Source organism: Ruegeria sp. CI5 (assembly GCF_056536885.1).
Genome location: NZ_JBQFQN010000001.1, coordinates 794,532 through 808,381, shown reverse-complemented (window position 1 = coordinate 808,381; position 13,850 = coordinate 794,532). Strand labels below are relative to the sequence as shown.

Annotated in this window: 16 protein-coding genes; 8 read left to right on the top strand and 8 right to left on the bottom strand. The window is 60.7% G+C overall.

The genetic code is table 11. The features are described from left to right. Nucleotides 1–3: 3 nt before the first annotated feature. Both ACR0BA_RS04065 and ACR0BA_RS04060 read right to left on the bottom strand, forming a co-directional pair. On the bottom strand, nucleotides 4–1,038 hold the full coding sequence (locus tag ACR0BA_RS04065; protein ID WP_480726552.1) for an enoyl-CoA hydratase/isomerase family protein: 1,035 nt from the start codon (nucleotides 1,036–1,038) through the stop codon (nucleotides 4–6). A 7-nt stretch (nucleotides 1,039–1,045) separates the two neighbouring features. Further along, nucleotides 1,046–2,188 (bottom strand): acyl-CoA dehydrogenase family protein, encoded by a 1,143-nt coding sequence (locus tag ACR0BA_RS04060; protein ID WP_480726550.1) that lies wholly within the window; start codon nucleotides 2,186–2,188, stop codon nucleotides 1,046–1,048. A 175-nt stretch (nucleotides 2,189–2,363) separates the two neighbouring features. Between ACR0BA_RS04060 and ACR0BA_RS04055 the strand changes: the two genes are divergently transcribed. Beyond that, the gene (locus ACR0BA_RS04055) at nucleotides 2,364–3,221 is read left to right on the top strand and encodes a hypothetical protein (protein ID WP_480726548.1); all 858 of its coding nucleotides are present in this window, start codon (nucleotides 2,364–2,366) and stop codon (nucleotides 3,219–3,221) included. Between the two features lie 3 nt (nucleotides 3,222–3,224). Here the strand turns inward: ACR0BA_RS04055 and ACR0BA_RS04050 are convergent, their stop codons facing one another. Further along, nucleotides 3,225–4,340, bottom strand: coding sequence for a carboxylate-amine ligase (locus ACR0BA_RS04050; RefSeq protein ID WP_170339368.1), 1,116 nt, complete (start codon nucleotides 4,338–4,340; stop codon nucleotides 3,225–3,227). 143 nt (nucleotides 4,341–4,483) lie between these two features. On the opposite strand from ACR0BA_RS04050, the gene ACR0BA_RS04045 reads away from it, so the two are divergent. Continuing rightward, on the top strand, nucleotides 4,484–5,329 hold the full coding sequence (locus ACR0BA_RS04045) for a class I SAM-dependent methyltransferase (RefSeq protein ID WP_480726546.1): 846 nt from the start codon (nucleotides 4,484–4,486) through the stop codon (nucleotides 5,327–5,329). A 75-nt stretch (nucleotides 5,330–5,404) separates the two neighbouring features. Continuing rightward, entirely contained in the window at nucleotides 5,405–5,881 is a 477-nt protein-coding gene (locus ACR0BA_RS04040) for a fasciclin domain-containing protein (protein ID WP_170338788.1), read from the top strand. Between the two features lie 56 nt (nucleotides 5,882–5,937). On the opposite strand, the gene ACR0BA_RS04035 is transcribed toward ACR0BA_RS04040, so the two are convergent. Next, nucleotides 5,938–6,534: a L,D-transpeptidase gene (locus ACR0BA_RS04035; protein ID WP_409233613.1), complete on the bottom strand. Its 597-nt coding sequence runs from the start codon at nucleotides 6,532–6,534 to the stop codon at nucleotides 5,938–5,940. Between the two features lies 1 nt (nucleotide 6,535). Between ACR0BA_RS04035 and ACR0BA_RS04030 the strand changes: the two genes are divergently transcribed. After that, nucleotides 6,536–6,739, top strand: coding sequence for a hypothetical protein (locus ACR0BA_RS04030; RefSeq protein ID WP_480726544.1), 204 nt, complete (start codon nucleotides 6,536–6,538; stop codon nucleotides 6,737–6,739). 16 nt (nucleotides 6,740–6,755) lie between these two features. Here the strand turns inward: ACR0BA_RS04030 and ACR0BA_RS04025 are convergent, their stop codons facing one another. Continuing rightward, the gene (locus ACR0BA_RS04025) at nucleotides 6,756–8,255 is read right to left on the bottom strand and encodes a CoA-acylating methylmalonate-semialdehyde dehydrogenase (protein ID WP_480726543.1); all 1,500 of its coding nucleotides are present in this window, start codon (nucleotides 8,253–8,255) and stop codon (nucleotides 6,756–6,758) included. A gap of 101 nt (nucleotides 8,256–8,356) precedes the next feature. On the opposite strand from ACR0BA_RS04025, the gene ACR0BA_RS04020 reads away from it, so the two are divergent. The 3 genes from ACR0BA_RS04020 to coaD all read left to right on the top strand — a co-directional run bounded on the left by ACR0BA_RS04020 (nucleotide 8,357) and on the right by coaD (nucleotide 10,335). Beyond that, a complete protein-coding gene (locus ACR0BA_RS04020; RefSeq protein WP_170419025.1) occupies nucleotides 8,357–9,259 on the top strand; it encodes a LysR family transcriptional regulator in 903 nt (300 codons plus the stop codon). 61 nt (nucleotides 9,260–9,320) lie between these two features. Next, on the top strand, nucleotides 9,321–9,758 hold the full coding sequence (locus tag ACR0BA_RS04015; protein ID WP_170367047.1) for a CBS domain-containing protein: 438 nt from the start codon (nucleotides 9,321–9,323) through the stop codon (nucleotides 9,756–9,758). An 85-nt stretch (nucleotides 9,759–9,843) separates the two neighbouring features. Beyond that, entirely contained in the window at nucleotides 9,844–10,335 is a 492-nt protein-coding gene (coaD, locus tag ACR0BA_RS04010; protein ID WP_093961954.1) for a pantetheine-phosphate adenylyltransferase, read from the top strand. Here the strand turns inward: coaD and gap (ACR0BA_RS04005) are convergent. The 3 genes from gap (ACR0BA_RS04005) to gap (ACR0BA_RS03995) form a co-directional block, all read right to left on the bottom strand. Continuing rightward, nucleotides 10,327–11,331 (bottom strand): type I glyceraldehyde-3-phosphate dehydrogenase, encoded by a 1,005-nt coding sequence (gap, locus tag ACR0BA_RS04005; RefSeq protein ID WP_449321169.1) that lies wholly within the window; start codon nucleotides 11,329–11,331, stop codon nucleotides 10,327–10,329. The genes coaD and gap (ACR0BA_RS04005) overlap by 9 nt on opposite strands. Before the next feature lie 92 nt (nucleotides 11,332–11,423). Beyond that, a complete protein-coding gene (locus ACR0BA_RS04000; protein ID WP_480726540.1) occupies nucleotides 11,424–11,567 on the bottom strand; it encodes a hypothetical protein in 144 nt (47 codons plus the stop codon). Nucleotides 11,568–11,638: 71 nt separating this feature from the next. Next, entirely contained in the window at nucleotides 11,639–12,640 is a 1,002-nt protein-coding gene (gene gap / locus ACR0BA_RS03995; protein ID WP_170339356.1) for a type I glyceraldehyde-3-phosphate dehydrogenase, read from the bottom strand. A gap of 182 nt (nucleotides 12,641–12,822) precedes the next feature. Here gap (ACR0BA_RS03995) and ACR0BA_RS03990 point away from each other — a divergent pair, with 182 nt between their 5' ends. Next, on the top strand, nucleotides 12,823–13,794 hold the full coding sequence (locus ACR0BA_RS03990) for a DUF808 domain-containing protein (protein WP_480726538.1): 972 nt from the start codon (nucleotides 12,823–12,825) through the stop codon (nucleotides 13,792–13,794). Nucleotides 13,795–13,850: the final 56 nt, after the last annotated feature.

The following is a 13,850-nucleotide window of genomic DNA, read 5'->3' as shown; positions in this document are numbered from 1 at the left end:
GTTTCACTCCTCCTCGAATGTCAGCGTGTCCGCGCCCAGCGGCATCAGCATCCGTGATACCGCCGTGGCCGGCACGTTCATGTCCGCAAACTGCCATTTCGGGTTGCGGTCCTTGTCGATGATCTGCGCCCGGATGCCCTCCAGAAAATCGCCATGCTCCATTGACCGGAAGGTAAAGCGGTATTCCAGCTCCAGCGCCTTGCGCATGGTCAGGGCGGGTCCGCGCAGGCGGTGCAGCATCTCGATCGCGCAGGCCATCGACAGCGGCGAATTGCGGCCCATCGCCGCGAGCGCGCCGCGTGTGAATTCGGTGTCGCCATTGCGCAGGTCGGTCAGCACGTCGCCCAGGGTTTCACCACCGAAGAAACGGTCGATGTCGTCCTGCGGTAAGGTGCGGTCCGGGGCAGGGGCGGCGTGTTCGGCCAGCAGGTCGGCTTGGCCCGAGGCCTCGAGCATCTCGATCATATCGGGCCATTGCTCCTGCGGGATGAAGTGGTCGGCGAACCCGGCAAAGATCGCGTCGCCCGGACCCATGCGCGCGCCGGTGACGCCCAGATATTCGCCCAGCCGCCCCGGCGCCAGCGCCAGCAGCAGCGACCCACCCACATCCGGCACCAGCCCGATCGAACATTCGGGCATCGCGATCTTCGAGCTTTCGCCGACGATCCGGTGCGTCCCGTGACAGCCGATGCCCACGCCGCCGCCCATGGTAAAGCCCTGCAGGAAGCTGACCACCGGCTTGGGATACTCGAAGATCATCGCGTTCAGGCGGTATTCATCGCGCCAGAACTTCTGCCCATAGGCATAGTCGCCCTTGGTGCCCGTTGCGTACAACTCGGCGATGTCTCCGCCCGCGCAAAAGGCCTTTTCGCCCTCGGCATCAAAGATGACCAGATCGACCTCGTCATCCTCGCGCCAGTTACGCAGGGCGGTGTCGATGGCCATGCACATCTCATAGCTCAGCGCATTCACGGCCTTGGGCCGGGTCAGGGTGATCCGGCCGGCGCGGCCCGTGGTGCGGATGTCGATATCGGACATGGAAACCTCAGCGATGGGCGAGCAGTTGGCGGGCGACGATCACGCGCATTATCTCGTTCGTGCCTTCCAGAATTTGATGCACCCGCAGATCGCGCACAAGCTTTTCGATGCCGTAATCGGCCAGATAGCCGTAGCCGCCGTGCAGCTGCAGGCACTGATCGACCACTTTCGATCCGGTCTCGGTCACGAATTTCTTGGCCATCGCGCAGAATTTGGTGGCGTCGGGCGCGCCCTGATCCAGCTTCCATGCCGCCTGACGCAGGAAGGTGCGGGCCGCTTGCAGTTCGATCTCCATGTCGGCCAGCCGGAACTGCAGGGCTTGGAACTGGTCGATGGTCTGGCCGAAAGCCTTGCGCTCGGACATGTACTGCAGCGTCATGTCCAGCCCCGCCTGCGCCGCGCCCAGCGAGCATGAGGCGATGTTCAGACGCCCGCCGTCCAGGCCCATCATCGCGTATTTGAACCCGTCGCCCTCGGTCCCGACAAGGTTCTCGGCCGGGATCTTGCAGTCGTCGAACTGGACCTGCGCGGTGGGCTGGCTTTTCCAGCCCATCTTCTGTTCCAGCGCGCCAAAGCTGAGGCCTGTTGTGCCGTCCTCGACATAGACGGTCGAGATTCCCTTGGGCCCGTCGCCGCCTGTGCGCACCATGCAGACATAGGCGTCGGAATAGCCGCCGCCCGAGATGAAGGCCTTGGTGCCGTTCAGCGTATAGCCCTCGTTGGTGCGCTCGGCCCGCGTCTTGAGCGCCGCCGCATCCGAGCCCGACCCCGGTTCAGTCAGGCAATAGCTGAGCACCGTGTTCAGGCTGAGAACGTCGGGCATGATGCGCGATTTCAGTTCATCGCTGGCAAAGCTGTCCAGCATCTTGGCGCACATGTTGTGGATCGACAGAAAGGCCGCGACCGAGGGGCAGGCCATCGACAGCGCCTCGAACACCAGCGTGGCGTCCAGACGGGTCAGGCCCGATCCGCCGCTTTCTTCGGACACATAGAGCCCGCCGAAGCCCAGTTCGCCAACCTTGGGCCACAGGTCCTTGGGAATGGTGCCCTCGGCCTCCCACTGGCGGGCGAAAGGTGCGATCTGTTCTTGCGCGAACGCGTAGGCCATATCGAAAATGGCCGTCTGTTCCTCTGTCAGCGCGAAATCCATGGCCGGTCTCCCCCCTTGTGGCGACGTGAATTGAACGACTGTTTATTTATTGCGCAATCCTTACAGAAATTTTTCACGCGGAGCAAACCCCGTGATGCACATGCGCCGGATTTGGGCGATTGCCAAAAGGCGGTTATGCTGAGCCATTCGTTTTAGTGATTGATCGGAGTTGTGGATGTCGAATTACAAGATGGCCGTGGTTGCGATACACGGAATGGGCAGCCAGTCGGTCGGACCGAACCAGCCGTCCTCGGTGCCGACGTTTTCGAGCGACTTGCACGATCGGGTGGGGCGGCAGTTGGGGCAGGACATGAGCAAAGTTGCCTGGCACGAGGTGATCTGGGCGCAGATCCTGCAGCGCCGGCAGATGGACTATCTGAACAGCATAAGCCCCTATACGGGCTATGACCGAACGCGCCGTTTCGTTGTGTGTAACCTGTCTGACGCGGCATCCTATCGCCCGACCCCCGACGGCAGCGACAAAACCTATGCCGCGATCCATGAACGAGTTGCGCAGGTGATACGCATCGTCCGGTTTCAGATCGGCGAGCGCGCGCCCATCCTGATCGTCGCTCATTCCTTGGGTGGGCACATTATGTCGAACTACATCTATGACCTTCAGCGCCATCTGCGCCACGGTGGATTGCCGCAGCATGGCGTTCCGGTGGAGGACATGCAGACAGTGGTCGGGATGGTCACGTTTGGCTGCAACATCCCGATCTTTCTGTTCGCCTATCCCGAACAGGACATCACGCCGATCCAACGCCCCAACCAGGAATTGCCACTGACCCTGCAATTCCATAACTGGTGGCAGAACTATTATGACAAGCACGACGTTCTTGGCTTTCCCCTTGGACCGATCGCGCCCAGCTATGGGCAGCTTGTCGGGACGGGTGAGATCACCGATCAGGCTATTCGGGTCGGGAATATCTTCACCGGATGGAATCCGTTTTCGCACAATGGGTATTGGAAAGCCCGCAGCCTGTACGAGCCCGTGGCCGGCCGGATCAGACAGATCCTGAATGCGGTATGAGAGTCACAGATCAGCGTGGAATTCGTCAATCAGGTGTCGGACCACGGCCTGGCCTGGATCGTCGCCATTGGCCAGCGCTTCGGCGTGAACGCGACGCTGTCGCGTGGCTGAGGTACCGCTCTCGGCAATCTGACGCAAACGGGCCAACTCGGCCATGGTGCCCAATGCTTCGGCATCTTCGGCCAGCATGCCCATCAACTCGCCCATCAGGTCGGGCATCGGTTTGATCGAGCGGTCTCCGAAATCGATCAGACCTTCGCCCACGCCGTAGCGCTGCGCGCGCCAACGGTTTTCGCCGATCAGGAACCGATCATATTGCCGCCAGCGCAGGTTGCGGTCTTTCAGGCGGCAGAGCATTCGGGTCAGTGCCTGCACCATGGCCGCAAGCGACAGCGCGTGTTCCATGCGAGGCTGCACATCCATGATCCGCGTCTCGAGCGTCGGATAGCTGTGCGACGGTCGAAGGTCCCACCAGATCTTCGAGGTATCCTCGATTACGCCCAATTCGACCAGGACACCGGTGGTGCGCTCGTATTCGGACCAGCTACCAAAAACAGGGGGCAGGCCGGTGCGGGGCAGGTTGTCGAACACCGTTAGGCGATACGAGGACAGCCCGGTATCCTGTCCGTTCCAGAAGGGTGATGAGGTTGAAAGCGCCAGGAGGTGGGGCAGAAAATAACACAGTTGCGGCAGGATATCGGCGCGCTGCGCGGGATCGTCCACGCCGACATGCACATGCATCCCGCAGATCAGCATGCGCCGGGCGACACCCCCCAGCGCGTGTTGCAGGTTGTCATACCGCTCTTTTCGCGTGTGGTGCTGGTCTTTCCAATCCGCAAACGGGTGGCAGGATACAGCGATGGGCGACAGGTTGTGCTCGGCGGCGCGCTTGGCGACACAGGACCGCAGCCGCCTGAGGTCCTCACGTGCGGACTTGACCGTCGTATGCGGGCGGGTTCCAACCTCGATCTGGCATTGCAGGAATTCCGGGCTGACCTGACCCTCAAAATCCGCCTGGCAGGCCTGCATCAATGCCTCGGGCGCCTGCGCCAGTTGCAAGCTGTCGCGATCGACAAGCAGGTATTCCTCTTCGATGCCGATCGTGAAATCCTGCTGCATGTGCGGGCCTCCCGTTCCCTTTTGGGATCAGTGAATACGGAATCTGCTCTTTTGCCAAGGCTTTGGCGCCATCGACCTTGCGCTGACCCGTGTGCCGACGGTAAGCACCCCAGAAGCCAGACAGATAATCGGAGCCGTGTGACGTGAAACCCAGGAAATTCCCGAAGCTCAATGCATTCTTGGACAGGTTCGGCACACGGTTGATCGACACGGCACCCGAGCGGGATGAGCGGGCACGGCTTGAAGCATTCGAGCGGGTTGGCGGCCTGACCCGACCGGCCTATGCCCTGTCACCCGGGATGGAAGGGTTCGATATTGCCGAACTGGTCTCAGAATATACGGTCCATGCCGAAGCACTGGCTGCCTTGAAAGATCCTGAGCGGAATCAGACCGGCTACCGGATCGGCAACGGGTACTACGACAGTCCGGACGCCGACGCTCTGTACTTGATGATCCGACGGTTCAAGCCGAAACGCGTCGTCGAGGTCGGATGTGGAAACTCCACCCGAGTGACCCGGCAAGCTGTTCTAGACGGCGGCTTGGAAACGCGGATCACGGCGATCGACCCGTATCCGCGCGCAGACATCGCGCATGTTGTTGATCAATTCGAACAGAAACGACTGGAAGAGGTCGACGCATCCGTGTTCGATCAGCTCGAGGCCGGAGACGTTCTGTTCATCGACTCGAGCCATGTCGTGCGCATGAGCAATGACGTAGCGCATCTGTTCTGCCGCATCATTCCGAACCTGAAACCGGGCGTCGTGATCCATGTCCACGATGTTTTTTTGCCCTATGAATACCCCAAGCGGTTTTTCTATGACTGCCCGGGTTGGGGCGAGCAGTACATGCTGCACGCGTTGCTGCAATCTGGTTCGTTTTCAATGCTTTGGCCCGGCTACTACCTTCAGCAGGCGCGTCCCGATGCCGTCGAAGCCTTGCCCTTTCTGACAGAAGGCCGAGCGCAGAGTATCTGGGTTCAGAAGCGGTAAAGCAGATTTTTTCGTGATCCGCTTTTCGAAAGCGCGCGTACCCCTTTCCATATCACGCTGGAGAGGAGACTAAACATGTTCCGTCGTACATTCATGGGTGCCGCAGCCGCCGTCGCACTCGCACTGCCGATGAAGGCCCAAGCTGCAGACATCGTGGACACCGCCGTTTCGGCCGGGTCGTTCAACACGCTGGTTGCCGCTGTGCAGGCTGCCGGTCTGGTGGACACGCTAAAGGGCAAAGGCCCTTACACGGTGTTCGCGCCCACCGATGAAGCGTTCGCCGCCCTGCCTGAGGGCACCGTCGAGACGCTGCTGATGCCCGAAAACAAGGATCAGTTGGTTGCCATCCTGACCTATCACGTTGTGCCGGCCAAAGTTATGTCGGGTGACATTGCAGGCAAGCGGGCGAAGGTCCTGACCGTTCAGGGCGAACGTCTGAGCGTCAATGCCAAGAACGGCGTCAAGGTCGACGGAGCGAATGTCGTTCAGGCCGACATCGAAGCCAGCAACGGTGTCATCCACGTCGTCGACACGGTTCTGATCCCCGAGTAATCAAGCCACTCGCCACAAAATCAAAGCCCCGGTCGATCGGCCGGGGCTTTGTCGTTTCAAAGCAGTCTGACTTTTGTTCCGATCTGGACCAGAGGATACAGTTCCTCGACATGCTGGTTGTACAACCCGATGCACCCGGATGAACTTTGGCGTCCGATCTTGCGGGTGTCATGTGTGCCATGCACCAGGTAAGCCGGCCAGGACAGGTACATGGCGCGGGTGCCAAGTGGGTTGCCCGGATCTCCACCTTCCATGCGGATCGGCAGGTTGGGATCGCGCTCGCGCATCGATGCGGTCGGTGTCCAGCTGGGATTTTCCGCTTTGCGCACGACTTCGGTGTAGCCGCGTTTGGTCAGCTCTTCGCTCATGGGAACCGAGCTGGGGTACAGTTTGTAGGTACCGTCAGGACCCCAGTAATGCACCGCCCGGCTGGTGATATCTGCCAGCAAGCAGCCCACGCCCAGTTCATCGAAGTGATCCTGCCAGTCCTGCTTGGAAAAGGACGATACGTTGCGGCGAACGGGAAGCTGAGTGCTGATCGCCTCCTCGCTTTGAGGGAAGGCGTCCTGGCTCTGCGCCCGCAACAAGGTCGGCGACGCCAATACGGATGCTACCCCCAAAAGGGCCGAGCGGCGGGAAATTCTGGTTGTCACGATGGCCTCCTGGCGACTGACTGCTCGAATTTTCGGCCAATTTATGCCGGGCAGAGAGGTGAAGCCAGAGGTCGGTGCTGAAATTCTCGTGAACGCAGTCCGGCTTGCGCAGTTTTTTGCCAAGCAGAAGCTGCACAAGGTGACGGTTGGCGGACTGGGTTTGCCTGCGGGCAAAAAGACCGCCCCAATTTTGGGCGGCCTTTGATCTTTAAGTAAGGGTGTTAGTCCATCGCTTTGAAGTTGAACTCGCCACCTTCCTTGATGCCCGACGGCCAGCGCGACGTCACGGTCTTGGTGCGAGTGTAGAACTTGAAGCTGTCGGGGCCGTGCTGGTTCAGGTCTCCGAACATGGATTTCTTCCAGCCGCCGAAGGTGTGATAGGCCAGCGGTACCGGGATCGGGACGTTGATGCCAACCATGCCAATATTGACCCGGCTGGCGAAATCGCGGGCGGTGTCGCCGTCGCGGGTGAAGATCGCGGTGCCGTTGCCGTATTCATGGTCCATCGCCAGCTTCAGCGCCTCTTCGTAGGATCCGGCGCGGACGGTGGACAGAACGGGGCCGAAGATCTCCTGCTTGTAGATGTCCATGTCGGGGGTGACATGGTCGAACAGGTGGGGGCCGACGAAAAAGCCGTTCTCATAGCCCTGCAGTTTGAAGTCGCGGTTGTCGACCACCAGCTTCGCGCCCTGTTCCACGCCCGAGTTGATCAGGCCCAGGATGCGTTCTTTGGCGGCGGCGGTCACAACCGGCCCCATGTCGACGTCGTCGCCGGCGGTATAGGGACCGACCTTCAGTTTTTCGATGCGCGGCACCAGCTTTTCAATCAGCGCATCAGCGGTTTCCTCGCCCACCGGAACGGCCACCGAAACGGCCATGCAGCGTTCGCCGGCAGCGCCGAAACCGGCGCCCACCAGCGCGTCGGCGGCCTGATCCAGGTCCGCGTCGGGCATGACGATCATGTGGTTCTTGGCCCCGCCAAAACACTGGGCACGTTTGCCGTTCGCCGTGGCGCGCGAATAGATGTATTGAGCGATGGGGGTCGAGCCGACGAAGGACACACCCTGGATGATCTCGCTGTCCAGCAGGGTGTCCACGGCTTCCTTGTCGCCGTTGACAACTTGGAACACACCTTTGGGCAGACCGGCCTCGACGAACAGTTCGGCCAGCATCAGCGGTACCGATGGGTCACGTTCCGAGGGCTTCAGCACCACCGCGTTGCCGCAGGCCAGAGCAGGGCCGACATGCCACAGGGGCATCATGGCCGGGAAGTTGAACGGCATGATGGCGGCGACAACTCCCAGCGGCTGGCGCATGGAATACATGTCGATGCCGGGGCCGGCGCTGTCGGTGAATTCACCCTTCAGCATCTGCGGGGCGCCGATGCAGTATTCGATGACCTCGAGCCCGCGCTGCAGGTCGCCTTTGGCGTCGGGCAGGGTCTTGCCGTGCTCGCGGCTCAGCGCTTCGGCCAGCTTGTCCATGTCGCGATGCATCAGGTGGACCATCTGCATCATCACGCGGGCGCGCTTTTGCGGGTTGGTCGCGCCCCATGCGGGCTGGGCTGCAGCGGCGTGTTCGATTGCTGCCGTCGTCTCGGCAGCGCTGGCCATCGGGCATTTGTACTGAACCTCGCCCGTGGCGGGGTTGTAGACGTCGTCAAATCGACCGGATGTGCCGGGCGTGTATTCGCCGTTGATGAAATGGGTCAGGTCTTGCATCGCAAACTCCTCCGCTGAATTTGCGCGCAGCATAGGCTTGCATAAATCTCATGAACAGAGGCAATATCCCAAAAGAGTTTTGCAAAAATGCAGGGGTGGGGATGGACCCGAACTGGGATGACATGCGCGTATTCCTCGCGGTTGCGCGCGAGGAAAGCCTGTCTTCGGCGGGGCGGTTACTAAAGATCGATCCGGCGACAGTCGGGCGGCGGGTTTCCCGGTTGGAAGCAGCACTGAAAGCGCCGCTTTTCACGAAGTCACCGCAGGGCTACGTACTGACCTCGGCCGGAGAGCGACTGTTCGAGCACGCTCAAGGCGCTGAAGAGGCGATGCGCGCAGCGGCTGGCGCGATGGAAGGCGCGACCAAGTCGCTGAGTGGTCAAATCCGGATCGGTGCTCCGGACGGAAGCGCCAACTATCTGCTGCCACAAGTCTGCGCCAAAATCAGCGACTCGAATCCCGACCTGGACATACAGATCCTGGCCTTGCCGCGGATCATCAACTTGTCGCGCCGCGAGGCGGATATGGCCATCACCGTCAGCGCCCCGACGGCCGGCAAGCTGCTGGTGCAAAAGATCAGCGACTACAAGCTGCATATGGTGGCAACAGCCGGCTATCTTTCGCGGCATGGACCCATTCGCTCGGTCGGTGAGCTGAAGGGTCACCGCATGATCGGTTATATCCCGGACATGATCTTCGACCGCGAGCTCGATTATCTCAACGATCTGGGTATTGATCGTGTCCCACTTGCATCGAACTCGGTCTCGGTGCAGTTGCGGCAAGCCTCGCTGGGTACCGGGGTATGTATCGCGCATGACTTCACGTTGCCATTCCATCCTCAGCTGAAAAAAATTCTGACGGATCAAGTCAGTCTGACGCGCAGCTTTCACCTGGTTCGCCATCAGGGTGATCAACGCAACGAACGGTTGAACCGATTTGCAGAAGCGCTCAGCCGGGGAATTCGCGACGAAGTTGCGCGGCTGGAAGCCGAAGCCCAAGCTTGACAGGTTGATCTAATCGGGCAACGCTTTGGAAAACGGGAAAATTATTTCGGAGGTATTGCCCATGCTTGTACAGGCCATTCTGAAGTCCAAGTCGACGGACGGGGTTGTGACGGTGGCGCCTTCGATGACCGTGTCCGAGGCGGCAAAGATTCTGGCCGATAAGCGCATTGGTACGGTGATCGTATCGGAGGACGATGGCGAAACCGCAGCCGGCATCCTCTCGGAACGCGATATCGTGCGGGAATTGGCCGCCAGTGGCAGCGGGTGCCTGACACAGCCGGTCAGCGCCTACATGACCAAGAAACTGGTGACCGCGACCCAACAGGACAAGGTGCAGGACGTTCTCGCTCGCATGACCGAAGGTCGGTTCCGCCACATGCCGATTGTCGAAGATGGTAAACTGATTGGGATCGTCACTCTGGGCGACGTCGTAAAGGCGCAATTGTCCGAACTGGCCATGGAAAAAGATGCCCTGCAGGGCATGATCATGGGGCACTAGCCCCATCTGACGACATTGCGGCCTCTTGCAGCTGCGGAAAACTTGTGTTTGCTTGCGCAGAAATTTTCTTGCTCAGGAGGGCGCGATGCGGGTTGGATTATATCCGGGAACCTTTGACCCCATCACCATGGGTCATATCGATATCATCCGCCGGGCAGCCATGCTGGTCGACAAGCTGGTAATCGGCGTCGCGATCAACCGCGACAAGGGTCCGCTGTTCTCGCTGGAAGAGCGGGTGGCCATGATCGAGGCGGAATGCGCCTACCTGACCGAACAGACCGGCACTGAAATTGTTGCGCATCCGTTCGAAAACCTGCTTATAGACTGCGCCCGGGACGTAGGGGCGCAGATCATCGTACGCGGTCTGCGTGCTGTTGCCGATTTCGAATATGAATTTCAGATGGTTGGGATGAACCGGGCGCTCGACGATTCGATCGAGACCGTGTTCCTGATGGCCGAAGCCCGACACCAGGCGATTGCCTCGAAGCTGGTCAAGGAAATCGCTCGGCTGGGTGGGGACGTGTCGAAATTCGTCACGCCCCAGGTCAATATCGCGCTGAAAGAGCGGTTAGGCTAGGGCGCCCATCGCGGCAGCGGTGTCCAGCATCCGGTTCGAGAACCCCCACTCGTTGTCGTACCAAGCCAGAACGCGGACCAGCGTGCCGTCGGTTACTTTGGTTTCGGCCAGCGACACGGTCGAGCTGTGGGAATCGTGGTTGAAATCGATCGAGATCAACGGGCGGGTTTCCGCGGCCAGAACCGTCGGGATCTTGGCCGCGGCCTCGGTGAACAGGGCGTTGACTTCGTCTTCGGTGGTGGGGCGCGATACCTCGACCACCAGATCGACGACCGAGACGTTCGGAGTGGGAACCCGGATCGCCTGACCGGTCAGCTTGCCCTGCAGTTGCGGCAGAACCAGCCCCACGGCCGAGGCCGCACCGGTGGTGGTCGGGATCATCGACAGGGCAGCCGCGCGCGACAGGTACGGGTCCTTGCCGGCGGTGTCATGCACCGGCTGGCTGGCGGTATAGGCGTGCACCGTGGTCATGTTGCCGTGCACGATACCCAGGCCCGCATCCAGCGCGGCAGCGACTGGCGACAGGCAGTTGGTGGTGCATGATGCGTTGGAAACCACGGTGTCGGCGGCGGTCAGCTCGTGGTCGTTCACGCCGAACACCACTGTTTTAACCTCGCCATCCCCTCGCGCCGGCGCCGAGATCAGAACCTTTTTCGCGCCGTTCTTGAAATGGCGAGACGCAGCTTCGCGCGTGCGGAACACGCCGGTGCATTCCAGAACCACATCCACGTCCGACCAATCCAGCGCCTCGGGGTCGCGCTCGCTGGTCAGCCGGATCGGGCCCGCGCCTACGTCCAGTCCGGCCTCGGTCAGGGTGACCGGCTTGGCGTAGCGGCCATGCACGCTGTCGAACTCAAACAAATGCGCATTCATTTCAGGCTTGGCGAGGTCGTTGATCGCGACGATCTGCACATCCGTACGACCGCTTTCCATCAGGCCGCGCAGGACACCGCGCCCGATCCGTCCAAATCCGTTGATTGCAAGTTTGAGTGTCATGTCGCGCTCCGTCTGAATGGCCGCTAAGCCGCGATTGAAATCAGTTAGCGCTAACAAAGGCAGTCAGGCGAAAATGTCAAGCAAAACCTCTGTCAGCGCCAGAACGCGACCCAGTCGAGAAAGTCGTTAAACTTCTTGCCGAGGAACAGGAGATGCTCGGTTCCAAACAGCGCGAAGTCCAGCATCAGACCGCCAAGAATAAGGACTCCCAGCCAGACTGCGATTTGGTTTGTCATTGCTGCTCCGAACAAAAAAGCCCGCTCAGATAACCTGAGCGGGCGACGCGGTTCAAGCGGTCTTGATGAGATCAGTTAAGCCGTCCCATGGCGACGGCGACATCGGCCATGCGCACCGAAAAGCCCCATTCGTTGTCGTACCAGGCCAGCACGCGGACCATTCGGCCGTCCACGACGCGGGTCTGGTCCGGCGCGAAGATCGAGCTTTCTTCGGTGTGGTTGAAATCGGTCGACACCAGGGGGGCGGGTTCATAGCCCAGAACGCGCTGCATCGGCCCCTTGGCGGCCTCGGCGACGATGGCGTTGACTTCGTCGACGGTCACCTCGCGCGCGGCGCGGAAGGTCAGGTCGACGGCGGACACGTTCGGTGTGGGCACTCGAATGGCCGAGCCGTCCAGACGCCCCTTGAGGTTCGGCAGAACCTCGCCCAGCGCCTTGGCGGCACCGGTGCTGGTGGGGATCATCGACATGGCGGCGGCGCGGGCGCGGTACAGGTCGCTGTGGCGGCGGTCCAGCGTGGGCTGGTCGCCGGTATAGGCGTGGATCGTGGTCATGATGCCGTTTTCGATGCCGATGCCTTCGTCCAGAACCTTGGCAAGCGGGGCAAGGCAATTCGTGGTGCACGAGCCATTCGACACCATCCTGTCGTTGGCGGTCAGGCTGTTGTGGTTGACGCCGAACACGATCGTTTTGTCCACGTTCTTGCCCGGAGCCGACAGCAGAACCTTTTGCGCGCCACGTTCAAGGTGCGTTTTGGCCTTCAGCCCGTCATTGAACTTGCCGGTGCATTCCAGAACGACGTCACAGCCTTCCCAGTCCAGCTCGTTCATGTCGTAGGTCGAGAACATCTGCATCGGCCCGCGACCCAGGTCCATCGTGTTGCCGCTGATCGAGACGTCGCGCGGAAAGCGGCCGTGGATGCTGTCGTATTTCAGCAGATGCGCCGAGGTTTCAAGCGGTCCGGTGGCGTTGACCTTGATCACTTCGATGTCGTTGCGGCCTGACGCGGCGATGTGCGACAGGGTACAGCGGCCGATGCGGCCAAAACCATTGATGCCGACCTTGATGGTCATGTGACGTCTCCAAATCCGCTTGTGTTCCGGGCGATATAGCGATGATCGGCGCATCTAAAAAGATGGAAAATATCATATTTGCAATGTGTTAGCGCAAACTTGGTGTGGTTGCGCTAACGCTTGCGCTAGCTGTCGGATCGGTTAGGGTCCAAAGTGCGACGGATGAACGGAAAGGATGCGGCATGAGCGGTTTGCTGGCCCTGTTGGACGATGTGGCGGGAATCGCCAAAGTGGCGGCGGCCTCGGTCGACGATGTGGCGGCGGCGGCCGGCAAGGCGGGGGCCAAGACCGCCGGCGTGATCATCGATGACGCGGCCGTCACGCCGAAATACGTCCAGGGTTTCGCGCCGGCGCGCGAGTTGCCGATCATCTGGCGCATCGCGCGTGGGTCGGTGTTCAACAAGGTCATTCTGCTGCTGCCTGCGGCGCTGTTGCTGGCGAACTTCGCGCCGTGGCTGATAACGCCCTTGCTGATGATCGGTGGGTCATACCTGTGCTTTGAAGGGGCCGAGAAGATTTTCCACGTGCTGTTCCCACATGGCAGCCACGTGATCGAAGAAGACATGAGCGTGCGCGACCCGGGTCATCTGGAGGAGCAGAAGATCAAGGGCGCGATCAAGACCGATTTCATCCTGTCAGCCGAAATCATGACCATCGCGCTTTCTGCCATCGAGGCGCCGAATGTCTGGATGCAGGCCGCGACGCTGGCGGTTGTTGGGATCGGTGTCACGGTGGCCGTCTATGGCTCGGTCGCGTTAATCGTAAAAATGGACGATGTCGGGCTTTATCTGGCCAAGAACGCGCTGACGTCGGTCGGCCGCGGGTTGGGCCGCGGGCTGGTCAAGGCGATGCCAAAGGTCATGAAGACGCTGTCGGTCGTGGGTACGGCGGCGATGCTATGGGTTGGCGGCTCGATCATGATCCATGGGCTAGAGGTGCTGGGCTTTGGCTGGTTGGCACACCATATCCACGATTGGGCTTATGCGGCCGGTCATGCCGTGCCCGATCAATGGGCCGGTGCGGTGGAGTGGATCAGCAAGGCCGCGATGGATGGCGTGTTCGGGCTGGCCTGGGGGTTCGTTCTGATACCGTTGGCGACCAAGGTCATCGCGCCGCTGTGGCCCAATAAGCCAGAGCAGAAAGCGGACCATTGAAGCCCAAAAGAAAAGGGCGGCACGATGGCCGCCCCTTGAATGCTTGGTTCGGCTGG